Raw genomic sequence first — 24773 nt, 5'->3', positions numbered from 1 at the left:
TACTACGGAGGTGAAAATGGCAGACACAATACAAGAGGCCGTAACCCTCGCACTCGACGATGCGCCCGAGCGGAACTTCCGCGAGACCGTGGACATCGCGATCAACCTGCGAGACCTCGACCTCAACGATCCGTCGAACCGTATCGACGAGTCCGTCGTGCTGCCGGCTGGAACGGGGCAGGAGACACAGATCGTCGTCTTCGCGGAGGGCGAAACCGCCGTCCGCGCAGAGGAGGTCGCTGACGAAGTGCTGGACAGCGACGACCTCGAAGACTTAGGAGACGACGACGACCGCGCAAAGGACCTCGCCGGCGAGACCGACTTCTTCGTCGCGGAGGCCAACCTGATGCAGGACATCGGTCGGTACCTCGGTACCGTCCTCGGTCCGCGCGGGAAGATGCCTACCCCACTGCAGCCGGACGACGACGTCGTCGACACAGTCAATCGGATGAAGAACACGGTGCAGCTCCGGTCGCGCGACCGGCGCACGTTCCACACCCGCGTGGGCGCCGAGGACATGGGCGCCGACGCGATCTCGGACAACATCGACGTCATCATCCGGCGACTCGAAGCAGACCTCGAGAAGGGCCCGCTCAACATCGACGGGATCTACGTGAAGACCACGATGGGTCCCGCGAAGGAGGTGCCCGTATGAGCTCGGTCCGCAAGACCGAGACGATCCCCGAGTGGAAACGGGAGGAAGTCGACGAGCTCGTCGAGTTCATCGACTCCTACCAGTCGGTCGGGATCGTCGGCGTGGCCGGCATCCCGAGCCGGCAGCTCCAGGCCATGCGCCGGGAGCTCCACGGCTCGGCCGCCGTCCGCATGAGCCGCAACACGCTCACGACCCGAGCGCTCGAGGAGGTCGGCGACAGCGTCGAGGCGCTGACGGAGTACGTCAGCGGCCAGGTGGCGCTCGTCGGCACCAACGACAACCCGTTCGGCCTCTTCAAGCAGCTCGAAGCCTCGAAGACCCCCGCCCCGATCAACGCGGGCGAGGTGGCCCCCAACGACATCGTGATCCCCGAGGGCGACACCGGCGTCGACCCGGGACCGTTCGTCGGCGAGCTCCAGACGGTCGGCGCGTCCGCCCGCATCATGGACGGCTCGATCAAGGTGACCGAGGACTCGACCGTGCTGGAGGAGGGCGAGGTCGTCGACGACGACCTCGCGAACGTCCTCGTCGAGCTCGGCATCGAGCCCAAGGAGGTCGGTCTCGACCTGCGCGCCGTCTACTCCGAGGGCGTCCTGTTCGAGCCGGAAGAACTCGAACTCGACGTCGACGAGTACGAGGCGGACATCCGGTCCGCCGCGGCCGCCGCGCGAAACCTCTCGGTCAACGCCGCGTACCCGACGGCCGCCACCGCCGGCACCCTTCTCGCGAAGGCGTCCGGCGAGGCGAAGTCCGTCGGGCTGTTCGCGGAGATCGAGAGCCCGGACGTCGTGCCCGACCTGATCGGGAAGGCCGACGCCCAGCTGCGCGCGCTCGCGGCGCAGATCGACGACGACGAGGCGCTCCCCGAGGAGCTCCAGGGCGTCGAGGCCGCGCCGGCGGCGGAGCCGGCGACGGACGACGCCGACGACGAGGAGGAACAGGCGGACGACAACACGGAAGACGCCGAGGAGGCCGACGCCGACGACGCCGACGAGGACGACGGCGACGACGGCGGCGACGGTCTCGGCGCGATGTTCGGATAACACGAGGTACACACCAATGGAATACGTTTACGCTGCGCTCATCCTGAACGAGACTGGCGAAGAGATCAACGAAGACAACGTCACCGGCGTGCTGGAAGCCGCCGGCGTCGACGTCGAGGAGTCCCGCGTCAAGGCGCTCGTCGCCGCGCTGGAGGACGTCGACATCGAGGAGGCCATCGAGACGGCCGCCGCGGCCCCGGCCGCCGGCGCGTCCGCCGGTGGCGCCGCCGACGCCGACGCCGCCGACGAGGCGGATGACGACGAGGAGGAAGAGGCCGACGAGGCCGAGGAGGCCGACGAGGCCGACGACGACGAAGAGGACGGCGACGGCGGCGAGGGCCTCGGCGAGCTCTTCGGCTAACGCCGGAGCCCACCGACCCCCGACCGCATCGACCGACGCTCGAACGCGATTTTTCCGACCGCCGATATCCGGAGTGATAACGCCGGCCGCGATTTTATGTACGGATCCCGGGTACCGAGAGGCGATGAAGATCGTCGACGGCGACAAGGCGGAGTGCGACCGGTGCGAGTCGGTGTTCCCGCTCGAAGACGTCTCTCTGTTGGAGAAGGACACGAACCGCGACTACGAGCGGGTGCTGTGCGCCGACTGCCTGGAGGTCGTCGGTGTGCCGCGGGGGTACAGCCTGCGGCGGGACATCACCCATCTCGCGCGGTGAGTCGCCAGGCGGGACGCCCATCGAAGTCCTTTTTTAGTGGCGACGGGAAGCCGCAGCCATGGAAATCGACGCGGAACTCCGTCGGCAGATCACCGTCTCGCTGGCGGCGGCCGCGGTGTTCACCGTCGGGTTAGTCGGGATCGGGGTCACCTTCGGCGGGTCGACGGTCCTCCCCGAGGCAGGGGCGATCGCGCTCATCGGGCTGCTGGCCGGATTCGTCCTGCTGATGGCCGGCATCGGGACGTACCTGATGCGCGCGAAAGACGAGCCGTAGCCGGTCCGACCTCGCCGACTCTTTCTCCGCGTCCGGGGCGTCGCGTTCACGCCCCGGTCGTCTCGTCCGGTCGTCGCTCGGCCCGCCAGTCCGTCACCTCGTCGGCGGCCGCCACGCGTTTCTCGTAGTACGAGAGCGGGCCGATCGCGACCTGCATGTGGTCGTCCTCGTTGTGGCAGATCCCGTAGTTCGCGAGCGTCTCGCAGGTCGGCGGAGGGTACTGGGTGCCCCGGTCGTCGGTCAGGAACTTGGTCTGGTAGCGGATCCCCTCGGCGTCGAGGCTCGTGTCGGCACAGAAGGCGACGACCTCGTCGGGCGTCATCCCGATGCCGACGAGGAACGCCATCAGCGCGAACGACTCGGCCGACGAGAGCTTAGTGTCGTCCGCGGCCTTCTCGATCAGGTTGGTCATACACGGCGGGAACAGTTCGCGGTCGACGACATCCGGCGGTTCGGCGTACGTCCGCTCGGAGAGCAGGCCCCGGAGGTCGGCCACACGGGACTCCAGTGCCTCGGCGAGCGATTCCCCGAGGTCCTCGAACGGGAGTCCCTCGGCGACGCGCTCCTCGACGGCGGCCTCCAGCGCCGCCAGTAGCTCGTCGCGCGTGACGCGCACCGCGCCGTCGGCGAGCGCGCGGTTGACGAGCCGCCACGAGTCCCCCCACTCGGGCGAGGTGAGCCGGAGGTAGGATCCGACGTCGATCCGGTAGTGGTCGGGGTCACGGCCCGCGGCGTTCCCGGTCGTTCCCCCGGCCGCGCCGCCCCTCGAACCGCCGCTGACGCCGGCGGGGGCGCTACGGCCGGGGCGCACCGCGTCCGCGAGGTCGAACTCGGCGAGCAGGTCGTCGAGCGCAACCGTCGCGGTCGACACCGACCGCAACTCGTCGTCGGTCTCGAGGTCGCGACGAACCCGGTCCATAGCAGTCGCCGCCTCAGCGGCAGCGTACTTCTCGATGGCGGGGTCGGAGTCGAGCAGCGACACGAGGATCCGGGCGATGGGGTACGAGAGGAGTTCGGCCTGTACGTCGTACGCCGACTCGCCGGGAAACGCGCCGCTCTCCGAGGCGACCGTTCCTTCGAGGAGTGCGCGCTCGACGCGCTCGCGGGCGCGCTCGACGGCCGGGGCGTCGGCCGCGACGAGGTCGGGCAGCGACACCCCGGCGGACGCGACCGCCTCGCGGGCGCTCGCGAAGAACGGGTACTTGGCGTCGAGCGCGTCCATGTCGGCCCGAGGTAGTGAGGGCCGGCGAATAAGCGGTGCGGTCCGCGGTCGGTCGAGCGGGATCGGACCGGGCGGGTCGAAGCCCCAGACGGGGCGGGCGGTGCTACTCCTCGGATCCCTCGGGGTCTCCGGGCTCCTCGACGGCCGCGCCCGGCGCGTTCGACTTGACGCTGCGCAGCCCCTGTTTCGCCTTCTGTTTGGAGGCGTACCCCTGTCCCCCGTCGGCGATGACATTGCCGTTGCCGTGCCGGAGCCGCCAGCGGTACTTGTCCGCCTTGTCGCGGAACAGCTCGAAGACGGCGTCGCTGCCCCCCTCGTCTGGCGCCTCCTCGTCGCGCGAGACGTCGACGACGTGCGCACCCGGGGCGTTCCGCTGGACGCTCTCGATCCCCGAGCGGGCGTCGCGCTTGTCGGCGTACCCCTCGCCGCCGTCGGCGATGATGTTCCCGTTGTCGTGTCGGAGCCGCCAGCGGTACTGGTCGGCGCTGTCGGCGTACAGCTCGAACGTGGCCTTGCTCGCGGCCGCGTCGGAGTCGACCGCGGCCTCCTCATCGGGCCACTCCATCTCGACCTCGAGGTGGACCGTCTCGTCGTCGCGTTCGAGTTCGACCTCGACGTCGCCGGTGGCGGCCGCGTCGACGGTCACCGTGCCGGCCTCGTCGACCGGCACCGGCTCGCCGCGTCCCAGCGCCCGAGCGATCCGGCGGAGGTACGTGGCCAGCCCCTGTCGGGTCCGCGACCGCTTCGACTCGTGGATGGTATCATCTGGCATACGCGATAACGGTCACTGCCGCGAAACAAAAGCGTATGCCCGAACTCGGATGTCGGTCGTGCGGTCCGAGGCGACGCCCGATTCGACGCCGTGCGCAACAGCGCCGCGCGAGAGGTCCGGAACCGTTCGGCCGCGTCGCGCGAGGGATCTAAGGATCGTCCGGCCGCTCCGCGATGATCGTCTCGCCCGCGCGCACGCCGTCGCCCTCCCTGACGAGGAGGTCGTCGCGCGTCACGTCCGCGGGCAACACGACGTCCGCGCGCGAGCCGAACGAAACGTGTCCGACGCGGTCGCCGCGCTCGACCCGGTCGCCCGCCTCGACCGCGGGGCGAATCCGGCGGGCGAACCAGCCGGCGATGACGAGCAGTTCGTAGTCGCCGAAGTCGATCGCGACCTGCTCATTGCGGTCCGACTCCTTGTCGAACGCGGGGCGGTTCGCGCCGGGGCGGTGGCGGACCTCCGTGCCCTCGCCCGCGATCGGCGCGCGGTTGACGTGGACGTCGGTGACGTTCATGAACACGCCGACGCGGAGCCGCGAACCCTCCTCGCGCACGACGGAGACCGTGCCGTCGGCGGGGGAGACGACCGCTTCCTCCGGGTCGGGCGGATCGCGTTCCGGGTCGCGGTGGAACCAGAGGATCCCGACCGCGAGCGCGACGAGCGCGACGCCGACCGGCGAGAGGACAGGCAGCGCGACGGCGCCCGCGAGCGCCGGGACGAGCGCCAAGTCCCACGCGGCGTCGACCACCGGGAACGGGAGGAGCCGCGAGAGCGGCGGCGCGCGGCTCACGGGGGCACCTCCGCGTCCCGCAGTTCGGGCGAGAGCTCGGTCCGCCCCGCGGCCCACGCCGCGAGCAGGTGGACGAGGTGCGTCGTGTCGTCGAGCCCGTCTGTCATGTCGAGGTCGACCTCGCCGGCGAGCGCGTGGAGCCGCGCGAGGTCGTCGCCGCCGAACTCGGAACCGGCGCGGGCGACACGGAGCGTCTCGCGGAGCAGCTCCTGCCCGCTGTACCCCTCGTCGAGGAGGTCGTCGAGCGTCGAGCGCGCGCCCTTCAGGTCGCCGTCGCGGGCGGCGGCGAGCGCCTCGCGGAGCGCGTCGTCGTCGCCGACCTCGCCGAGCGTCTCGTAGGCGGTCGACATGGTGAGCTCGTCGCCCTCCACGGCGGTCGCCTGCGCCGAGAGGATCGCCTCTCGGAGGTCGCCGCCGGCCGCGCTGGCGACGAACTCCAGCCCGTCACCGTCGTAGTCGACGCCCTCGCAGTCGCAGATCGTCTCGAGGACGTCGATCGTCTCGTCGGTCGTCGGGGAGCGCACGCGGACCGGGAAGCAGCGCGACCGGATCGGGGCGATGAGCTTCGAGGGCTGGCGGGTCGCGATCACGAACTGCGTGGTCCGATGGTGCTTCTCCATCACGCGGCGCAGCGCCTGCTGGAAGTCCTCGCGGATCGCCTCCGCGTTGTCCAACAGGACCGTCTTGTACTCGCCGGACATCGGCGCGTACGACGCGGACTCCTTCAGCACGCGGTTTATCATGTCGCGTTTCGCCCTGCTGCTCCGCCCCGCGAGGAAACCCTCGAACCGCGGGTCGGTGCGGATCTCTTTTTTCGTCCGGCCGAAGAAGTCGGCGACGTTGATCTCGATCAGGTCGGCGTCCGGGTCGGCGTGCGACGCGTCGGCGAGCGCGCGCGCGGCCGCCGTCTTCCCGACCCCCGGCGGCCCCTGAACGACGAGGTTCATCGGCTCGTCGACGGCCCGGCGCAGGCGGTCGCGGGCCTCGTTTTGCCGGATCTCGTCGAGATCTGGCGCGTGCGTGTCTATCCACAGCGGTCCCTGCATTACCGTCACCTCCGGGCCGCCCGGTCAAGAATCGGTCGGTCGCGGCGCCCCCAGCGGCGTGCGTTCGGCGGCCGACAGCGCGGCCTACCGTCGCCTCGCGCGCTCGACGGCGCGACCCAGGAGGTACGCGGCCACGAGGAGGCCGTACGCGAGGACGAGGGTCCCGGCGAGGGGGCCGAGACGCGACAGGGTGAACAGCGCGCCGCCGACTCCAACGGTGACCACGAGCGCGGTGAAGCCGAGCGTCCAGCCGAAGAAATACGCCGCGTGTCCGGCGACCGGGCGGACGGCGTCCGGGGAGAACGCTCCGCGGAGCGACCCCTCGCGCCCGTACACGGTCAACGCGATCGGCGCGAGATACGTGCCGAGGATGCCGAGGAAGAGGACGGCCGTCGAGCCGGCGAGGATCCGACCGACAGGCGCGTTCGCGCCGGGTTCCAGCGAGACGACCCCGTAGAGCGTCACGAGGAGGGCAGCGAGCGGAACGCCGAGGTACGCCAAACAGACGACCGCTCCCCCGATCGACCGACGAACGAGCGTCCGCGGCTCGGAGAGGAACGGCGGGATCGACTCGCCGCGCTCGCTGGCGGCCAACACGCGGACGAGGTAGCCGACGACCGGCACCGCCGGGAGCACGGGGACGACGACCGACAGCGCGAACAGCAGCCAGACAGCAAGCAGCGGTCGCTCGGCAGCGTCGCCGGCGATCGGGTACGTGACGGCGGCGATCGAGGGGCGCATGAGTACGCTCATCGCCCGAACCGTGGTATGCCCGTCGGTCCCGGGTCGCTCGGGACTGAAACCGTCCGTAAAGAAATCCGTCAGAAATAGTTCTAAAAAAATGAGTAAGTATATATGCCAAAGATCCATTGTACATAGTGAAGTACCATGACAAATCAAGACAAGCGGTTGTCGCGGCGACACTTCGTCGGAGCGACGGGGGCAGCGACGCTCGCAGGCCTCGCTGGCTGTTCCGGCGGCAACGGCGGCGACGGTAGCGACGGCGGCGACGGTAGCGACGGCGGCGACGGCGACGGAAGTGACGGCGACGGCGGCAGCGATAACACGCTCGAAGTGCTCCACGCGTGGACCGGCGGCGACGGCGCCCGCGCGGCCGAAGCACTCGTCGCGGCCTTCGAGGAGGAGTATCCGGACGTCGACCACGAGTTCAACCCGATCGGCGGCGGCGGGAATCAGAACCTCGACGCGGTCGTCGCGAACCGGCTCCAGAACGGCGACCCGCCGAGTTCCTTCGCCAACTGGCCCGGCCCGAACCTCCAGCGGTACGAGGGCGTGCTGGGCGAGGTCGGCGGCGTCTGGGAGTCCGAAGGCTTCGAGGACGTGATGGTCGACGAGGCGGTCGACCTCCACCAGTACAACGGCGCGTACCGGGCCGTTCCGCTCGGTTCGCACCGGCTGAACTGCCTGTTCTACAACACGTCGGTCGTCGAGGAAGCGGGCGTCGACCCCGACTCGCTGACGAGCGTCTCGGCGCTGATCGACGCGCTGGAGACGGTCCAGAGCGAGACTGACGCGATTCCGATGACCCACGGCGCGAGCGGCACCTGGACCACGACCCAGCTGTTCGCCTCGACGATGCTCGGACAGGAGGGGTACGACGCGTACATGAGCTTCCTTGACGGGAGCCCGGACGAGGCCGCTGTCCGCGCGACCTTCGAGTCGCTCGCGGAGATCCTCGGGAACTACATCAACGAGGACGCCTCCTCGATCGGGCTCACCGAGTCCAACCAGAACATCATCGAGGGGAACGCGGCGTTCATCCACCAGGGGAACTGGGCGGCCGGCGCCTACCGGAACGCCGAGGACTTCAATTACGACGAGGACTGGGGCTTCAAGACGTACCCCGGCTCGGAGGGCATGTACATGCTCCACTTCGACTCGTTCCTCTACCCCTCGGACAACCCGAGTCCGGAGGCCACGGAGCAGTTCATGGCCTTCGCCGGCAGCGAGGCGGCACAGGTCGCGTTCAACCAGTATAAGGGCTCGATCCCCACGCGCACCGACGTGGACATGAGCCAGTTCGGCCCGTACCTCCAGGAGACGCAGGAGGACTTCGCCAGCGCGGACCAGCGACCGCCGAACCTCCAGCACGGTCTCGGCGTCCCCTCGGAGACCATGACGTCGCTGAACGACGTGATCTCCAGCGAATTCTCCGGACCGTACGACGTCGACGCCGCCACGCAAGGATTCGTCGACGCGGTCTCTAACTGACTCCGGTCCACGATGCGACCGGATTTCGGCGGTTTCGGCGCACGAAGAACAATATGACACGAAATACTGACACCGGCGACGACAGTGGCGACGCGGTCACGGACGGCGGCGTCGCCGAGGACGGGCAGCGCTCCGGGTTCAGTCCGGTCGCCGCGCTGAACGAGCGCTTCGGCAGCGACTTCGTGGAGTCGTCGCAGTTCTGGCTCCCGCCGTTCCTGTTGGTGGGACTGTTCGTCTACGGAGCGATCATCTGGAACCTCCTGATATCGCTGACGGACTTCACCGGATTCGGGACCCCGGACTACAGCGACCTCGACCTCCAGATGTACAGCCGCGCGTTGGCGGACAGCGGGTTCGTCGACGCCGCGATCAACACCTTCATCCTGCTCGTCGGGTTCACCCTCGTGACGCTTGCGCTCGGGCTCGGGTTGGCGATCCTCATCGACCGGAACATCCGGTTTGAGAACACCTTCCGGACGATCTACCTGCTGCCGATGAGCCTCTCGTTCGTCGTCACCGCCCAGTTCTGGGCGTGGATGTTCAACTTCAACAACGGGGTGATCAACATCGTGATCACGTCGCTCGGACTCGGCCGAGTCGACTGGATCGGGAACCCGGACATCGTCCTCTGGGCGGTCATGTTCGCGCTGATGTGGCAGTTCGCTGGGTACGCGATGGTCGTGTTCCTCGCGGGCCTGCGGGCGATTCCGAACGAACACTACGAGGCGGCGAAGGTCGACGGGGCCTCCACGGTCAGGATGTACTGGCGCGTGATCATCCCCCAGCTGAAGGGGTCGACGATCAGCGCCTCGGTCGTCCTGATGGTGTTCGCGCTGAAGGCGTTCGACTTCCTCTACTCGCTCGTCGGCGGGTACCGACCACCGAACGGGGCCGACATCCTCGCGACAAAGATGGTCCGCGAGGCGTACGCGAACCTGAACTGGGCGTACGCGTCCGCGGTCGCCATCACCCTGTTCGTGATGACGCTCGGCATCGTCGGTCCGTACCTCTACTACCAGTACAACCGAGGGAACCTATGAGCAACGACGCACGAACCGACGGTGGTACGGTAACGGAAGCGGGCCCCGGAGCGTCCGCTGGACTACTCTCGGGCCTCGACGCGTACCGGGTCCTCCTGTACCTCGGGCTGCTCGGGATGTTGAGCTTCTTCCTGATCCCGATCGAGTCGGGGCTCGTCACCTCGTTCAAGACGGCCAGCGGCGTGAGCGGGTCCCTTCCCTTCGCGCCGCCCACGGGCGGTACGTTCACTTTCGAGAAGTGGCGGGCGGCGTTCGACGCGCTCGGCCGGGGACTCATCAACAGCGCGCTGTACGCGATCCCGGCGACCGTCATCTCGGCGCTCCTCGGGAGTTTCACCGCCTACGGGCTCACCCAGTCGAATTGGAAGCAGAAGTACAAGGCGCCGGTCCTCGCGCTGCTGGTCGCCGGGGTATTCATTCCCTATCAGGCCGTTCTCGTGCCGCTCTCGCAGTTCTGGTCGATGATCCCGCTCCAAGAGTGGTTAGGGTTCCTGTGGGCGCTCGGGATCAACAACGACTACGCCAGCGTCATCGAACTGATCATCACGCACGTGGCGTACGGCCTGCCGATCTGTACTGTTCTGTTCAGGTCGTACTACAAGAACATGAGCGACGAGATGATCGAGGCGGCGCGGCTGGACGGCGCGTCGATTCGCCGGATCTACCGCCGCATCGTGCTCCCGCTCTCGGGACCGATGTTCGCGGTGGTCCTGATCTATCAGTTCACGCAGATCTGGAACGACCTCCTGTTCACCCTCGTGTTGGTCCAAACGGAGTCCAGCGCGGCCGCGCCGATCGTGTTGATCCTCGCGGGACTGGGAACGTCCCTCGAAGGCCAAGACTTCGCGCTCCGCATGGCGGGCGCGTTCATCGCCGCCCTCCCGACGCTCGCGGTGTACATCGCGTTCGGCGAGGAGTTCGCCGAGGGGGTGGCGACGTGACCGCCATCGCTCGCCAGCAGCAATCTATGACTCGACAGCACTCACGCAGCCGACCGGAGGAATCGCTCTCAAACCGCCGCGCCGACTCGCGGGGGCGATAGGATGGGAACGCTCGAACTCGACGGCGTGACGAAGGTGTTCCCCGACGGCGACGGCGAGATTGTCGCCGTCGACGACGTCGACATCGAGATGCGCGACGGCGAGTTCCTCGTCGTCGTCGGTCCCTCAGGCTGTGGCAAGTCGACGACGCTCCGGATGGTCGCTGGCCTTGAAACGATCTCCAGCGGGGAGATCCGCCTCGCGGGCCAGCGGGTCAACGAGGTGAAACCGCAGCACCGGGACATCGCGATGGTGTTCCAGTCGTACGCCCTGTACCCCCACATGACCGTGGAGGAGAACATGGCGTTCGGGTTAGAGGAGCCGACGGATCTCTCCGACGGGGAGATCGAGACGCGCGTCGCCGACGCCGCGGAGACGATGGGCATCGCCGAGCTGCTGGACCGGAAGCCAGCCGACCTCTCCGGCGGCCAGCGGCAGCGGGTGGCGCTCGGGCGGGCGATCGTCCGCGACCCGGAGGTGTTTCTCATGGACGAGCCGCTCAGCAACCTCGACGCCAAGCTCCGGTCGGAGCTGCGGACGGAGCTTCAGCGCCTCCAAGACGAGCTCGACGTGACGACGATGTACGTCACGCACGACCAGACCGAGGCGATGACGATGGGCGACCGGATCGCGATCCTCAACGCCGGCGAGCTCCAGCAGGTCGCGACGCCGCTGGAGTGTTACCACGAGCCGGCGAACCGGTTCGTCGCCGGGTTCATCGGCGACCCGTCGATGAACTTCTTCCCCGTCGAGCGGGACGGCGAGACCCTCGTCGGCGACATGTTCGACTACCCGCTCTCGGGGTCGACGCTCGACGACGTGGGCGACGTGACCGACCTCACCCTCGGGGTCCGTCCGGAGGACATCTCGCTGGCCGGCGACTCGGCCGGCGACCACACCTTCTCGACGGTCGTCGAGGTCGTCGAGCCGATGGGCGACGAGAACACCGTGTACCTCCGGTTCGCGGACGCCCCGGAGGGCGAGACGTTCATCGCCACCGTCGGCGGCCTCCAGCAGGTCTCGGCCGGCGACGAGATCACCGTCGAGATCCCCGAAGAGACGATCCACCTCTTCGACGGGACCTCCGGCGAAGCGGTCCACAACCGCGAGATCGACGAGTAACGCGCCGGAATCGCTTTCGGGGGGTGGCCTCGTTTTCACTCCCGCAGCCGCTCTACCTCGCGCCGGACGCCCTCGCGGACCCTGTTCGCGACGTCCTCGCTGGGGGCGTCGACCGTCTCGGCGTCCTCGGTTTCGAGGAGGCGGTCCAGCTTGCGTTCGAACTCGCGTTCGTCGATGTCGCCGTTCGCGTAGCGCTCGCGGAGGGCGTCGAGCGCGGGGTCGCCGGTCGCGTGCGCGTCCTCGTCGGAGCCGTCGTCCGGGACCGGCTTCACCAGCGTGTGGAGGATCGGGAGCGCGATGAAGAGGCCGAAGAACCACACGAGCGGGAGCCACCACCAGACGCCGGTGAGGAGGGGCGCGGCGACGCCGGCGCCGACGACGCAGAGCGCGAACATCCGCCGCCAGCGGTGGCGGAGGTTCCACGCGATCCGGGCGGGGAGTCCGGTCATGGTCGTGGCGACGCCGGCGAGGCTGAAAGCGGTTTCGTCGCCGGGCGCGACCGCGGCGCCGCGGCGTCACTCGCGGTCGATCACCAGTCGGTCGCCGGGGTCGACGCCGTGGCGCTCGCTCCACCCGCGGGGGACTTCGAGGACGTACTTCCCGGTGCCCTCGTAGCGCGTGAGCGAGCCTGACTCCCGCGCGGCCTCGTGGATCGTCGTGACGGTCCCGTCGGTATCGACGAAGACGATATCGATTGGGAACGCCATGTCGCGCATCACGTAGGCGCGCTCGGCGGCGTCGCCGTGAACGAACAGCATCCCCTCGCCCGCGTCGAGGTCATCGGTCGCGGAGAGTCCGACGTACTGCTTCAGGAAGCCGTCGGCGACGCGGGCCTCGACCGTCGCGAGCGACTCCCCGGTGTCGCCGTCGACGGCCTCGACCGTGGTCGTGTCGTAGCCGGTGATCAGGAACGCGGGGTTGGTCGCGGCGACGGCGGCGACGGCGAGGAGGACGAGCGCGAGCGCGGCCGCGACCCCGGCGAGACGGCGGTTCACGGTCGATCGTCGCGCCGGAGAAAGAAACCGTTTTCCGCTCCCGGTGGGTTCAAACGGGTGAGGGCTCGTGGTCTAGCTGGTTATGACGCGGCCTTTACAAGGCTGAGATCGGCGGTTCGAACCCGCCCGAGCCCATTTCTGGGACGAACGAAGAGAATCACTCAGTTTTGAATATTGAGTATCTAACACTTAATCGACCAAAATGGCGGCTGAGACGGTGTGAGCATGGAAAAGAGGGTTCAGCCGCAGACGCTCCGCTCTCCACTAGAGGTTCAAACGCCGTGAACGCTGCCTTCATCATCCTCTGTGAATCACTCTCCTGTTCGACCGATACCGTAAACTCCTCGTAGAGCGTCTTTCCGTCCGATTTCGGGCCCAAGAGTGTCAACACGGCAATGTTCAAAGCTGAGTGAATCACAGAAATGTGTGCGAGGGCTGTCGAACCCTATCGGTCGCGCGCAGCGAGCGGAGCGAGCGAGCACGTCCGATTTCGGTTCGAACCCGCCCGAGCCCACTGTCGCTGTCGCGAACACACCGTGAGCGACAGCGACGTGCGTGTCTGAGGGCGGATTCGAATCCTCCCGATCCAACTTCCTGCGGCGAGCGACTCCGCGAGCCGCAGGCGCGGCCCCCGCTTACAGGTCGTCGGCGTCGAACTTCAGCAGGCCGGCGAGCGGCGGCGCGAGCGTCCAGAAGACTAACATCGCGGCCGCGGAGAGCTGCCGGTTCGCCGTCTCGCCGCTGAACAGCTGTTCGCCGAGGAACGCGTTCGACAGCGCCTCCACCGCGGTCGTGGGGTTCGAGACGCGGAGGAACACCCGGAGCTGCGTCGCCGACACCGGGAGCGCGTCGACGAGGGGGCCGGCCGCCCCGACGAGCCGCCCGGTGACCGCGCCCCAGAGCAGGACGAAGAGGACGTAGATCGCGACGCCGCCGATGAGCGCCCGGCGCTGGGTCGACGACGCGGCGGAGAAGCCGACCGCGATCGAGACGAACACGACGCCGAGCGCGGCCGCGAACACCGTGTACCCGAGGAACGCGCCGCCGTTGAACACGACGGGCGCGGCGATCAACACGAGCGCGGGGAGCAGGAAGCCGGCGAACACCGCGAGCGCGAGCGCCGCGCCGCGGCCGACGACCTTGCCGAAGACCACGTCCGCCCGCGAGTGCGGCAGCGACAGGAGCAGTTTCAGCGAACCGGACTCGCGCTCGCCGCTCACCGCGTTGTAGCCGACGACGACGCCGACGAGCGGGACGAGCGTCGTGACGAGGAACGGACCAATGAAGACGCTCAACAGCACCTCCGTGGCGAACTGCTCGCTCTCGGCTGTGGGGCGCACGGCGAACGCGAACGCCGCGACGAGCAGCGAGAACAGCACCACCAAAGCGATCATGCCCCGTGACCGGACCGTCTCTTGGAAGTCCTTCCGGGCGATGGCGATGAGGCTCATCGGTCCACCTCCTCGGGCGCCGAATCGTCGTCCGTCGCGTCGTCGGTCGGTTCGCCCTCGGTCGGCGCGGAGGCGGCGGCGTCGGCGTCGCGCGTCGCCGCGCCACCCTCCGTGTATGCGAGGAAGAGGTCCTCTAGCGACGCCTCGCGGGTGTGGAAGTCGGCGACCGCGACGCCGGCGTCCTCCAAGGCGGCGATGACCTCGGTCTTCGTGTCGCTGTCGCAGTTCACCACCAGTTCGTCGCCGTCGCGGGTGACGCCCGAGACGCCGTCGAGCGCGCGGACCGCCGCCACCGCCTCGTCGTCGGCGCCGGCAGCCGCGACGTCGAGCGTCTCCTCGCCGCCGACGGCCTCGCGGAGCCCCTCGACGGAGTCTTCGGCCACCAGTTCGCCGTCGCGGAGGATGCCCACGCGGTCGCAGGCGGCGTCGACCTGTTCGAGGATGTGCGAGGAGAAGAAGACGGTCGCACCGCGCTCGGCCTCCGCGCGGACGATCTCGCGCATCTCCTTCGCGCCGGCCGGGTCGAGGCCGGAGGAGGGCTCGTCGAGGACCAGCAGGTCGGGGTCGTCGACGAGCGCCATCGCGAGGGCGAGCCGCTGGCGCATCCCCTTCGAGTACTCCCCGGCGGCCCGGTCGGCGGCGTCGGCGAGCCCGACGCGCGCCAACAGCGCGTCTGGGTCGTCCGCGGCCTCTTTCGACTCCACGGCGAACTCGACGTGTTTCCGCCCGGAGAGGCGGTCGTACACAGAGAATCCGTCGGGGAGCACGCCGGTCCGACGCCGGACATCGACCCCGTCGGTCGCCACGTCGGCACCGAGGACGCGGACCGTCCCCGCCGTCGGGCGGACGAGGTCCAAGAGCATGTCGATCGTCGTCGACTTGCCCGCGCCGTTCGGGCCGAGGAACCCGTACACCTCGCCGTCTTCGACGGTGAGATCGAGGTCGCGGACGGCCGTGACGTCGCCGAACTCCTTGGTCACGCCCCGCAGTTCGATCGCGGTCATATCATTCGGTTCCGTCGTAAGTTGATAAATGGTTGCGGGTCGCCGCGGAGCGCGGCCGACGGTGCCCCCGTTCCCGTCGCCTCAGTCGTCGGTCGGCGGCCAGTCGACGCCGCGGTCCGCGAGCAGGTCGCCGAACCCGTCCTCGTCGACGACCGGCACGTCCTCGGCGGCCGCGTCGTCGCGCTTCGACCGGCCCGGGTTCTCGCCGGCGACGAGGTAATCCGTGTTCCCGGAGACGCTCGACGTCGCCGACGCGCCGTGCGCCTCGACGTGCGCCTGGGCCTCGCTCCGCGGGACGGAGAGCGACCCGGTGAACACGAAGGTGAGGCCGTCGAGCGCGTCGGCCGGAGCGTCGCCCGCGTCGCTCTCGAACGGCTCGGGGTCGACGCCGCGCTCGCGGAGCCCCGCGATCGCGGCGCGGTTCTCCTCGCGGGCGAAGAACGAGCGGATCGACCCGGCCACTTCGGGGCCGACGTCGTCGACCTCGCGGAGGGCCGCCTCGTCGGCGTCGAGGAGGGCGTCGAGCGTCCCGAAGTGCGCGGCGAGCGCCCGCGCCGTCGTCGCGCCGACGTCCGGGATCCCGAGTCCGGCGAGGAAGTCGTCGAGCGGCGGGTCGCGGGTGGCGTCGAGCTCGGCGATCAGGTTCTCGGCGCTCGTCTCGCCCCACCCTTCCAGTGCGGCGAGATCGGCGGCGGTCAGGTCGTACAGGTCCGGCAGCGACTCGACGAGGCCGGCCTCGCGGAGCTGTTCGACGCGCTCCGGGCCGAGCCCCTCCACGTCGAGCGCGTCGCGGCGCGCCCAGTGTTCGACCGCCCGCTCCAGCTGCGCGGGGCAGCCGAGCCCGCCGGTACAGAACGCGAGCGGGCCGTCGCGCTCGACCGCGGCGCCGCAGACCGGGCAGGCGTCGGGGAACTCGTAGGTCCCCTCCGACCGCTTCTCGACGACCTCCGGGACGTAGGGGATCACGTCGCCCGCGCGGTAGATCCGGACCCGGTCGCCGACGTTCACGCCGAGCGCCTCGATCTCCGCGGGGTTGTGGAGCGTCGCGCGCGAGACGGTGACCCCGCCGACCGCGGCGGGGTCGGGCTCGGCGACGGGCGGGAGCCGTCGGGTGCGGCCCACCTGGACCGTGACGCCCTCGACCGTTGTCGTCGCGGTCCGCGGCGGGAACTTATGCGCGAACGCCCACCGCGGCGCGCGCGACGTGCTCCCGAGCGCCTCGCGGTGCGCTTGCGCGTCGACCTTGATCACGACGCCGTCGACCGCGTGGTTCAGCTCGTCGCGGGCGGCGAGGATCTCGTCGCGGTAGTCGATCGCGGCCTCGACATCGTCGACGACTTTCACGCGGTCGTTCCGCCGGAGGCCGAGCGACGCGAACGCGTCGAGCGCGTCGCGGTGGCGCGCGGGGCGCTCGGGGCCGTCGTCGCCCGTCTCCCACGCCAGCACGTCGAAAAAGAAGACGTCGAGGGGGCGCTCGGCGACGACCGCGGGGTCGAGCTGGCGGAGCGTCCCGGCCGCTGCGTTCCGAGGGTTCGCGAAGGGCTCCTCGCCGCGCTCCATGAGCGCCTCGTTGTACGCCTCGAATGCGTCGCGGGGCATGTACACCTCCCCGCGGACCGCGAGGCGCTCGGGGTGGTCGTCGCCCCGGAGCCGCGCGGGGACCGATCCGATCGTCCGGACCTGCTCGGTCACGTCGTCGCCCTCGCGCCCGTCACCGCGCGTGGCCGCGCGGACGTACGCGCCGCCTTCGTACACCACCTCGACGGAGAGCCCGTCGAACTTCGGCTCGCAGACGTACGCGAGGTCGCCGGGGTCGAACCCGGGGAGGTCGCCGGCGTCGGCCGCGTCCGCCAATCCCTCGCGGACGCGCTCGTCGAACTCGCGGACGGCGTCGGCGTCGGTGTCGTTGTCGATCGAGCGCATCGGCGCGACGTGCTCGACGCTCTCCAGCTCGTCGAGCGGTTCGCCGCCGACTCGGCGCGTCGGCGAGTCCTCGGTCGGGAGGTCGAACGCCGCTTCGAGGTCCGCCAGTCGGGCGAACAGCCGGTCGTACTCCTCGTCGGTGACGAGGGGGGCAGCCTCGACGTAGTACCGGTGGTCGTGTTCGCGGACGGCCGCCCGGAGCAGGGCGGCCTGTTCGGCGGCCTCGTCCTCGGAGAGGTCGGCGACCGGGTCGAAGTCGGTCGGCGGGTCTTCGACGTAAGGGTTCCCGTCCGGGTCCGCGTGCCGGGTCGACGGGGTCGTCATCGGTCGATCGTCGGGGCGCGACCCGGTAAAAAGGCCGGTTCGCGAGCGGCCGTCGGACGGTGTCCGGGTCGGCCGTCAGGCGACGCGCTCGCCGCGGGCGAACACCGCGTCCGGGTCCCGCCACGCCTCGACGTCCTCGGTCGGGTCGGCGTCGAGGACGACGAGGTCGGCCCGATACCCCTCGGCGACGAGCCCCACGTCGTCGAGTCCGAGCAGGTCGGCGGCGTTGACGGTGGCGGCCTCCAGCGCGCGCTCCGGCGAGAGCCCGTAATCGACCATGTACCCCATCTCCTGCGGGATCTCCTCGAAGAAGTTGAACGGCGTGCCCGCGTCGGTCCCCATCGCGATCGGGACGCCCGCGTCGAGCGCGTGGTCCCACGCGTCGCCGAAGCGCTCGGCGGCGTCCTCGGCCTTCGCGACGGCGTCTTCGGGGATCCCGGCCTCGATCCCGTTGTCGACGATGCCGCGGAGGGCGCTCGCGGTCGGCACCCAGTAGGTGCCGCGCTCGGCCATCATTTCGGCGGCCTCGCGGTCCATGAACGTCCCGTGTTCGATACTGGAGATGCCGGCCTCCACCGCGTTCTTGATCCCGACCTCGCCGTGAGCGTGGGCCGCGGTCGGCGTGTCCGTGGGCGCCGCGGCGTCGGTGAACGCGGCGAGCTCCTCGGGTGTCAGTTCGGGCGCACCCGTCACCGCGCCCTCGGTGAGCACACCGCCGGTGGCCATACACTTGAGCACGTCCGCGCCCGCCTTCAGCTGCTCGCGGGCCGCCTTCCGCACCTCCGCGGGGCCGTCGGCCTCCCGACCGAACCAGTTGCCGTGGCCGCCGGTCATGATCACGTTGCGGCCGCAGGCGAGCACGCGCGGCCCGTCGATGTCGCCGGCCGCGATCGCCTCGCCGGCGTCGAGCGCGAGCGTCCCGCGGCTGCCGAGGTCGCGGACGGTCGTGACGCCCGCTTCGACCGCGGCCTCGAGGTTGCTCGCGGCCCGGTAGCTCGCCGCGTAGTCGCTGTCGGAGACCGCCGTCGAGACGTCCGGTCGCCCGTCCATCATCGCGTGGACGTGCGCGTCGATCAGTCCGGGCGAGACGACCCGCCCGTCGGCGTCGACCTCCGTGACCTCCCCCGCGTCGCGCTCCGCGACCGCGTCGTCGACCGCCGCCGGCTCGCCGACCGCGACGATATCGCCGTCCGCGACCGCCACGTCGGCCTCGCGGGTCCCCTCGGCGTCCGCCACGCGACCGCCTCGCAGTACGTACATGCCACCACGAGGGAGCGTCAGGGTCGTAAACGCTCGGGTCGCGGTAGTCGGGGAGGCGAGCGCGCGCTCGTGTCAATCGCCACTACATATAACCGGCTGGCCGGAGTCAGCCGTCATATGGCAACAGATGACAAACAAGACGGCGGCGGACTGTACCGGCGGCGAATCGGCACGCCGACGACGACCGACGAGGTGAACGGCTACTGGCTGTTCGGCTTCGGCGTGCTGCTCGGCCTCGCCGGCGTCGCGGTGTTTCTCCTCACCGAGTCGGCGACCGTCGCCCGCGGCGTCGGGTACGCGCTGGCCGCGCTGGCCCCGCCGTTCGTGATGCTCGGGGCCGTGATCCGGTTCCCGCTCCGGCGGACCGGGACGTACCTCGGCTACCTCGGCACGGCGGTGAGCGTCCTCGGCGTCGTGTGGTTCGTGAACGTCTTCCCGGACGGGTGGCTCACCGCGTCGGGCGACCCGGCCGTGATCACCGTCTACGGGGTCGGGCTCCTCCTGATCGGGGTCGCGGGGACGGTCGTCCCCCTGCTCTCGGACCCCGTCTACGAGGACTACGAGCGCATGCGCGACGAGGCCGCCGCGGCGACCGCGACGGCCGAGGAGGCGGGTGAGGAGCTGGCGGCGACCCGTGGCGAGCTGGCGTCGACGGAGTCCGAGCTGGAGGCGGCCCGTGAAGATCTCTCGGAGACAGAGGCCGACCTCGAAGCGACCCGTGACGAGCTGACGGCCGCGGAGGCCGTCGTCGCGTCGCTGCGCGAGAGCAAGGCCCGGTTCGAGCTGTTCGAGGACGCGAGCGGGAAGCCGCGCTGGCGGCTTCGCCACCGCAACGGCAACGTCATCGCGACCGCCGGACAGGGGTACAGCAGCCGCGGGAAAGCCCAGCAGGGCCTCCACAGCGTGCGCCGGAACGCGCTCGGCGCCGGCCTCCTCCGGATCGAGACGCCGGTCGAGGAGGCGGCGGCCGTGGCCGACGACGACGGCCCGGAGCCGACCGACGCGACGGACCCGGACGTGGCCATCCCGGACGAGACGGAGGGCCCGGAGAGCGACGCGACGTTCGAGCTGTACGCCGACGCCGCCGACGAGTGGCGCTTTCGGCTCCGCCACGACAACGGCGAGATCGTCGGCGACTCCGGCGAGGGGTACGCCTCCAAGTCGAACGCGAAGCGCGCGCTCTCGAAGCTGCGCGACCACGTCGCAGCCGCGGACTACCTCCGGATCGACCCCGCCGCGTTCGAGGTGTTCGAGGACGCGGCCAGCGAGTACCGCTGGCGGCTCGTCCACCAGAACGGGAACGTCATCGCCGACTCCGGCCAGGGGTACGCCTCCCGGTCGAAGGCACAGCAGGGGCTCGACAGCGTCAGGTCCAACGCGGGCGGCGCGGGGCTCGAGTTCCCGGACGACGAGGAGGCGGAGGGCCGGGCGGGCGACGGCGAGAGCAAGGCGACGTTCGAAGCCTACGAGGACAGGGGCGGCAAGTGGCGCTGGCGGCTCGTCCACGACAACGGGAACATCATCGCCGACTCCGGCCAGGGGTACGCCTCCGAGTCGAACGCGACGGACGCGGTCAAGCGCGTCGGCGAGTACGCCCCCGACGCGAGCGCGCTGGCGGCCGGCGGGGCGGCGTTCGAGATATACGAGGACGCCGCCGACGAGTGGCGCTGGCGGCTCCGTCACCGCAACGGCAACGTCCTCGCGGACTCAGGCGAGGGGTACGCCTCCCGGTCGAACGCCGTCGAGGCCGTGACGGGCGTGAAGGCCAACGCGCCCGGGGCGAAGACGGTCGAGCAGTAGACCGGGCGGTAGAGCCGGGCGGTCCGTCGCGCGTTTTCACCCGGATCAGGTCGCCGCGAGGAGCTTCAGCCGCAGGTCGCGCTCGTCGACCTCGTACTTGAACGCCGGGTGGCCGTCGACCAGCACGCAGGGGACGCGCTCGCCGTACTCGTCGGCCAGTTCCGGGTCGGTATCGACGTCTATCTCGTCGATATCGACCGTCACGGGGTCGAGGTCGGCGGCGACCGACTCGATCGTCTCGCGGGCGACGACGCACAACGAGCAGTTCTCGCGGGTGTAGAGGGTGACCGGGACGGTCGTCGGGCCGTCGTCGGCCGAGGCTTCGTCCCCGGTCACGGCTCGGAGGAGCCGTCCGCGTCGTCGGCCGGTTCGGCGGGGTCGTCCGCGTCGCCGGTCAGCTCCTCGGCGACCGTCGCGGCGTCCAGCAGTTCGGGGCCGACCGCGAGGTCGGCGACCGTCGCGACGAACTCCGGCAGCGACCGGCTCGCGTACGTCACGATCTGGACCTCCGGATTCTTTTCCTTCGCGACCGGGATACCGGTCGCTTCCTCCACGTCGGTGAGGACGAAGTACGCGGCGTCGGCGATGCCGGCCTCGGCGAGCGCGTCGGCGGTGACGAGCCCCTCGATACGGTTGATCGCGACGCCGCACGCGGCGAGCTCCTCGCCGAGCCCGTGCTCGTCGGGGCCGGCGACGACGGCGAGTGGTTGGTCCGTCATCACTCGTACTCGATCGTCGCGGGCGGCTTGTGGGTCACGTCGTAGACGACCCGCGCCACGTTCTCGTTCTCGCCGGTGATCCGGCTCTGGATCCGCTGGAGCGTACTCCAGTCGAGCTCCTGCGCGCGGGCGGTCATCCCGTCACGGCTCTCGACGGAGCGCACGGCGACTACCCAGCCGTGGACGCGGTTGTCGCCCTTGACGCCGGTCGCCTTGCCGAGGACCGCGGCGAACGCCTGCCACGGGTCGTACTCCGCTAACTCCTCCTCGACGACGTGGGTCGCCTCGCGGGCGACCGCGGCCTTCTCGGGGGTCACCTCGCCGACGATCCGGACGGCGAGCCCGGGCCCGGGGAACGGCATGCGCTCGGAGATGATCTCCTCGAGGCCGAGCTCCCGGGCGACCTCGCGCACCTCGTCCTTGTAGAGGTCGCGGACGGGCTCGACGATCCCCTCGAAGTCGACGACCTCGGGGAGCCCGCCGACGTTGTGGTGCGACTTGATGTTCCCCTCCGACTCGATGCGGTCGGGGTAGATCGTCCCCTGAACGAGGTAGTCGGCGTCCACGTCGCGCGCGACCGTCTCGAACTCGTCGATGAACCCCTCGCCGATGACGTGGCGCTTCTCCTCGGGGTCGGTGACGCCTTCGAGCCGGTCGAAGAACCGGTCCTGCGCCTCGATGACGCGCAGCGACTCCATGAAGTCGAACGTGTCCCGTATCTCCGCGGTCTCCCCCTTCCGCATCAGTCCCGTGTCGACGTAGACGGGGGTGAGCTGGTCGCCGACCGCCTCGTAGGCGAGCGTCGCCGCGACCGAGGAGTCGACCCCGCCGGATAAGGCGATCACGGCGTTCGCGTCGCCGATCGCCTCCCGTATCTCCGCTTTCGCCTCCGCGATGAATTCCTCCGTCTCGACCATCTATAGCCTCACGTCCGCGTTCCGCTCGGTTGTGTCCGTCGATCCCAGCGCCGCCTCGACGAGGGAGACGAACGGCGGGCTCGCGCGGTCGGGCCGCGACCGGAACTCGGGGTGCGCCTGCGTCCCGAAGAAGAACGGGTGGTCCGGGCGTTCGAGTATCTCCATCCGGTTGTCGGCGCGCCCCGAGAAGACGAGTCCGTCGGCCTCCAGATCGTCGATGTACTCGGGGTTCACCTCGTAGCGGTGGCGGTGGCGCTCGGTACAGGCGTCGGCGTCGTACACCCGGGCGGCGAGCGTGTCGGGCTCGATGTCGGTCTCGTGGGCGCCGAGCCGCATCGTCCCGCCCATGTCCTCCGTCTCGTACTGCTCGGGGAGCAGGTCGATGACGGGGTGCGGCGTGTCGGGGTCGATCTCCGCGGAGTGGGCGCCGTCGAGCCCGAGGATGTTGCGCGCGTGTTCGACGACGGCCATCTGGAAGCCCAAGCAGAGCCCGAGGAACGGCACGCCGTTCTCGCGGGCGTAGCGGATCGCCTCGATCTTCCCGTCGGTCCCGCGGGAGCCGAAGCCGCCGGGGACGACGACCGCGTCGGCCTCGGCGAGCCGCTTCTCGTGTTCGGCCTGCGTCTCGTCGGCATCGACCCACAGCACGTTCACCTCGGTGCCGGTCTGGATGCCGGCGTGTTTCAGCGCCTCGTGGATCGACATGTACGCGTCTTCAAGCGCGTACTTGCCCACGAGCGCCACGTCGATCTCCTCGTCGCGGTCGCGGGTGACCAGCTCGCGCCACTCCGTCGACCGCTCTTCCTTCGGAAGCGCCTCGTCGGCGAGGCCGAGCCGCTCCATCACGTACTCGTCTAATCCCTCGTCTTCGACCATCAGCGGGACGTGGTAGATGTCCTCGACATCGGGGTTCGAGAAGACGGCGTCCGTGGGCACGTCACAGAAGAGCGCGATCTTCTCTTTCGTCTCCGGGTCGAGCCGGTCCTCCGAGCGGCCGACGAGGATGTCGGGCTGGAGGCCGATCGAGCGCAGCTCTTTCACGGAGTGCTGGGTGGGCTTCGTCTTCTGCTCGCCGTTCTTCGAGTACGGGACGAGGGTGACGTGCGTGAAGAGGATGTCATCGTCGTCCTCCTCGTGGGCGAACTGGCGGAGGGCTTCGAGGAACGGCATCGACTCGATATCTCCGACCGTCCCGCCGATCTCGACGAGACAGACATCGCTCCCCTCGGCGGCCTCCCGGATGCGACGCTTGATGTCGTCGGTGACGTGCGGGATGATCTGGACGGTCTTGCCGAGGTAGTCGCCGGCGCGCTCGCGCTCGATGACGTGCTGGTACGTCTTCCCCGTGGTAACGTTGTGGTCGAACGTCATGTCGGTCCCGAGGAAGCGCTCGTAGTTGCCGAGGTCGAGGTCGACCTCGCCGCCGTCCTTGAGGACGTACACCTCACCGTGCTCGTACGGGTTCATCGTCCCGGCGTCGACGTTGAGGTACGGGTCCACCTTGACTGCGGTGACGTCGAAGCCCGCGTTGGCGAGAAGGCGCCCGGTGCTGGCGGCGGTGATGCCCTTGCCCAGCCCGGACATCACTCCGCCCGTGACGAACACGAACTTCCGACCCAGCGAGGGGTCGTACCCCGTGTCGGGATCTGCTGGCATATCGACCGTCCGGCAGGCCGGGGCAAAACCGTTTCGGACCCCGCGGTTCGCTGGACGTTCGTGTCGTTTCGGGACGTGTCGGATCACCGTGGAGAACTGTGTGGTGGCGAGGTGATCGAGGCCGTCAGGTCGACCGCTTGTTCGGAAGTCGGTGACCGTGGATCATCGGCGAACACCGCCAAAGCCCCGGTCGCGAGGACTCGCGCGACTCGCTGTGGTCCTCAGTCGCTCACTCCGCTCGCTCCCTGCGGTGTTTGTTCGTCGTGCTTCGCCGTCGCGACCGCCCGTTTGAGTCCCGCCCCACACAGCAACCGCACCTCGCGCCTCCCCGGCCTCGTCAGTCGTCCTCGCTTCGCTTCGGACGACTGACTCCAGCGAGGGACCGAAGGTCCCTCTGGCAGCCGATTTGACAGAGCAGTCGCTCGCGGCGTTCGAGTGGATTTTGCGAGGGAAGAGCGCTCCGAGAGCGTCTTCCCGCATCACGGGGGGAGGACCCCGGCGATGCGAGGGGAGGGATTTGAACCCACGGACCTCTACAGGAGCGGAGCTTGAATCCGCCGCCGTTTCCGGGCTTGGCTACCCTCGCACGCGGACTGGCGTTGGATCGGCCTCCTCTTTATCCCGTCGGTTCCGCACCGACCAGCGTCGCCCGGAAGCCCCCCTCTGGGGACTCGTCGACTTCGAGCGTCCAGCCGTGCGCGGCCGCCACGTGCTCGACGATAGCGAGCCCGCGCCCGCCCCCGCCCCCCGCAGCGACGCCAACGGCGCTAACATCCCACCGTCCGCCATCCTCCTCCGGCAGCCACGGACC

Annotated in this window: 25 protein-coding genes, 2 tRNA genes and 1 pseudogene; 11 read left to right on the top strand and 17 right to left on the bottom strand. The window is 69.7% G+C overall.

Going from position 1 to position 24773, the window contains the following annotated elements; genetic code table 11:
* Positions 1-16 precede the first annotated feature (16 nt).
* The 5 genes from B9H04_RS06590 to B9H04_RS06570 all read left to right on the top strand — a co-directional run bounded on the left by B9H04_RS06590 (position 17) and on the right by B9H04_RS06570 (position 2649).
* A complete protein-coding gene (locus B9H04_RS06590) occupies positions 17-655 on the top strand; it encodes a 50S ribosomal protein L1 (protein WP_049932691.1) in 639 nt (212 codons plus the stop codon).
* Complete coding sequence (locus tag B9H04_RS06585) at positions 652-1698, top strand: 50S ribosomal protein L10 (protein WP_049932693.1); 1047 nt, start codon at positions 652-654, stop codon at positions 1696-1698. Before B9H04_RS06590 ends, B9H04_RS06585 begins: the two co-directional genes overlap by 4 nt.
* Positions 1699-1714: 16 nt before the next feature.
* The gene (rpl12p, locus tag B9H04_RS06580; protein WP_049932695.1) at positions 1715-2059 is read left to right on the top strand and encodes a 50S ribosomal protein P1; all 345 of its coding nucleotides are present in this window, start codon (positions 1715-1717) and stop codon (positions 2057-2059) included.
* Between the two features lie 124 nt (positions 2060-2183).
* Positions 2184-2375, top strand: a complete 192-nt coding sequence (locus B9H04_RS06575; RefSeq protein ID WP_049932696.1) for a hypothetical protein — start codon at positions 2184-2186, stop codon at positions 2373-2375.
* Between the two features lie 58 nt (positions 2376-2433).
* A complete protein-coding gene (locus B9H04_RS06570) occupies positions 2434-2649 on the top strand; it encodes a DUF7472 family protein (RefSeq protein WP_049932697.1) in 216 nt (71 codons plus the stop codon).
* Positions 2650-2695: 46 nt separating this feature from the next.
* Here B9H04_RS06570 and B9H04_RS06565 read toward each other — a convergent pair whose 3' ends face one another.
* The 5 genes from B9H04_RS06565 to B9H04_RS06545 form a co-directional block, all read right to left on the bottom strand.
* Positions 2696-3871 (bottom strand): DNA primase, encoded by a 1176-nt coding sequence (locus tag B9H04_RS06565; protein WP_049932698.1) that lies wholly within the window; start codon positions 3869-3871, stop codon positions 2696-2698.
* Positions 3872-3974: 103 nt separating this feature from the next.
* Entirely contained in the window at positions 3975-4643 is a 669-nt protein-coding gene (locus B9H04_RS06560; RefSeq protein WP_049932699.1) for an HVO_2922 family protein, read from the bottom strand.
* Positions 4644-4791: 148 nt separating this feature from the next.
* Entirely contained in the window at positions 4792-5433 is a 642-nt protein-coding gene (locus tag B9H04_RS06555) for a protein sorting system archaetidylserine decarboxylase (RefSeq protein WP_085682557.1), read from the bottom strand.
* On the bottom strand, positions 5430-6479 hold the full coding sequence (locus tag B9H04_RS06550; RefSeq protein WP_085682556.1) for an AAA family ATPase: 1050 nt from the start codon (positions 6477-6479) through the stop codon (positions 5430-5432). The genes B9H04_RS06555 and B9H04_RS06550 overlap by 4 nt, the downstream gene beginning before the upstream one ends.
* Before the next feature lie 84 nt (positions 6480-6563).
* Positions 6564-7220, bottom strand: coding sequence for a DUF4013 domain-containing protein (locus tag B9H04_RS06545; RefSeq protein ID WP_049932702.1), 657 nt, complete (start codon positions 7218-7220; stop codon positions 6564-6566).
* Between the two features lie 147 nt (positions 7221-7367).
* Here B9H04_RS06545 and B9H04_RS06540 point away from each other — a divergent pair, with 147 nt between their 5' ends.
* The 4 genes from B9H04_RS06540 (at position 7368) to B9H04_RS06525 (ending at position 11913) form a co-directional block, all read left to right on the top strand.
* Entirely contained in the window at positions 7368-8711 is a 1344-nt protein-coding gene (locus tag B9H04_RS06540; RefSeq protein ID WP_049932704.1) for an ABC transporter substrate-binding protein, read from the top strand.
* A 53-nt stretch (positions 8712-8764) separates the two neighbouring features.
* On the top strand, positions 8765-9751 hold the full coding sequence (locus tag B9H04_RS06535; protein WP_049932706.1) for a carbohydrate ABC transporter permease: 987 nt from the start codon (positions 8765-8767) through the stop codon (positions 9749-9751).
* Positions 9748-10692 carry a carbohydrate ABC transporter permease gene (locus B9H04_RS06530; RefSeq protein ID WP_049932707.1) on the top strand — a complete coding sequence of 315 codons (945 nt, stop codon included), beginning with the start codon at positions 9748-9750 and terminating at the stop codon, positions 10690-10692. The genes B9H04_RS06535 and B9H04_RS06530 overlap by 4 nt, the downstream gene beginning before the upstream one ends.
* A gap of 102 nt (positions 10693-10794) precedes the next feature.
* Positions 10795-11913, top strand: coding sequence for an ABC transporter ATP-binding protein (locus B9H04_RS06525; RefSeq protein ID WP_085682555.1), 1119 nt, complete (start codon positions 10795-10797; stop codon positions 11911-11913).
* A gap of 35 nt (positions 11914-11948) precedes the next feature.
* Here the strand turns inward: B9H04_RS06525 and B9H04_RS06520 are convergent, their stop codons facing one another.
* Together B9H04_RS06520 and B9H04_RS06515 are read right to left on the bottom strand one after the other, a co-directional pair.
* Positions 11949-12362 (bottom strand): SHOCT domain-containing protein, encoded by a 414-nt coding sequence (locus B9H04_RS06520; RefSeq protein ID WP_049932709.1) that lies wholly within the window; start codon positions 12360-12362, stop codon positions 11949-11951.
* A 66-nt stretch (positions 12363-12428) separates the two neighbouring features.
* Positions 12429-12908 carry a DUF192 domain-containing protein gene (locus B9H04_RS06515; protein WP_049932711.1) on the bottom strand — a complete coding sequence of 160 codons (480 nt, stop codon included), beginning with the start codon at positions 12906-12908 and terminating at the stop codon, positions 12429-12431.
* 61 nt (positions 12909-12969) lie between these two features.
* Between B9H04_RS06515 and B9H04_RS06510 the strand changes: the two genes are divergently transcribed.
* Positions 12970-13043: transfer RNA gene (locus tag B9H04_RS06510), tRNA-Val, on the top strand.
* Positions 13044-13543: 500 nt separating this feature from the next.
* On the opposite strand, the gene B9H04_RS06505 is transcribed toward B9H04_RS06510, so the two are convergent.
* The 4 genes from B9H04_RS06505 to B9H04_RS06490 all read right to left on the bottom strand — a co-directional run bounded on the left by B9H04_RS06505 (position 13544) and on the right by B9H04_RS06490 (position 18870).
* On the bottom strand, positions 13544-14359 hold the full coding sequence (locus B9H04_RS06505) for an ABC transporter permease subunit (RefSeq protein ID WP_049932712.1): 816 nt from the start codon (positions 14357-14359) through the stop codon (positions 13544-13546).
* Positions 14356-15363, bottom strand: coding sequence for an ABC transporter ATP-binding protein (locus B9H04_RS06500; protein WP_049932714.1), 1008 nt, complete (start codon positions 15361-15363; stop codon positions 14356-14358). The genes B9H04_RS06505 and B9H04_RS06500 overlap by 4 nt, the downstream gene beginning before the upstream one ends.
* An 81-nt stretch (positions 15364-15444) precedes the next feature.
* Entirely contained in the window at positions 15445-17610 is a 2166-nt protein-coding gene (gene ligA / locus B9H04_RS06495; RefSeq protein WP_085682554.1) for an NAD-dependent DNA ligase LigA, read from the bottom strand.
* A 75-nt stretch (positions 17611-17685) separates the two neighbouring features.
* A complete protein-coding gene (locus B9H04_RS06490; RefSeq protein ID WP_176450643.1) occupies positions 17686-18870 on the bottom strand; it encodes a metal-dependent hydrolase family protein in 1185 nt (394 codons plus the stop codon).
* A 117-nt stretch (positions 18871-18987) separates the two neighbouring features.
* Here B9H04_RS06490 and B9H04_RS06485 point away from each other — a divergent pair, with 117 nt between their 5' ends.
* Positions 18988-20670, top strand: a complete 1683-nt coding sequence (locus tag B9H04_RS06485; protein WP_049932717.1) for an HVO_2922 family protein — start codon at positions 18988-18990, stop codon at positions 20668-20670.
* A 45-nt stretch (positions 20671-20715) separates the two neighbouring features.
* On the opposite strand, the gene B9H04_RS06480 is transcribed toward B9H04_RS06485, so the two are convergent.
* The 6 genes and pseudogenes from B9H04_RS06480 to B9H04_RS06455 form a co-directional block, all read right to left on the bottom strand.
* Entirely contained in the window at positions 20716-21006 is a 291-nt protein-coding gene (locus B9H04_RS06480) for a glutaredoxin family protein (RefSeq protein ID WP_085682553.1), read from the bottom strand.
* Positions 21003-21389 carry a DUF7126 family protein gene (locus B9H04_RS06475; protein WP_049932720.1) on the bottom strand — a complete coding sequence of 129 codons (387 nt, stop codon included), beginning with the start codon at positions 21387-21389 and terminating at the stop codon, positions 21003-21005. Before B9H04_RS06475 ends, B9H04_RS06480 begins: the two co-directional genes overlap by 4 nt.
* Positions 21389-22306: a glutamine-hydrolyzing GMP synthase gene (gene guaA / locus B9H04_RS06470; RefSeq protein WP_049932721.1), complete on the bottom strand. Its 918-nt coding sequence runs from the start codon at positions 22304-22306 to the stop codon at positions 21389-21391. The genes B9H04_RS06475 and guaA overlap by 1 nt, the downstream gene beginning before the upstream one ends.
* Positions 22307-23962, bottom strand: coding sequence for a CTP synthase (locus B9H04_RS06465; protein WP_049932723.1), 1656 nt, complete (start codon positions 23960-23962; stop codon positions 22307-22309).
* Between the two features lie 502 nt (positions 23963-24464).
* A tRNA-Leu gene (locus tag B9H04_RS06460) sits at positions 24465-24548 on the bottom strand.
* A gap of 30 nt (positions 24549-24578) precedes the next feature.
* Positions 24579-24773 (bottom strand): annotated as a pseudogene (locus B9H04_RS06455) (PAS domain-containing sensor histidine kinase); the annotation flags it as partial.

Source organism: Halorubrum ezzemoulense DSM 17463, from assembly GCF_002114285.1.
GTDB lineage: Archaea > Halobacteriota > Halobacteria > Halobacteriales > Haloferacaceae > Halorubrum > Halorubrum ezzemoulense.
The sequence above is the reverse complement of the archived record's forward strand: the minus strand, read 5'-3'. Positions and strand labels throughout refer to the sequence as shown.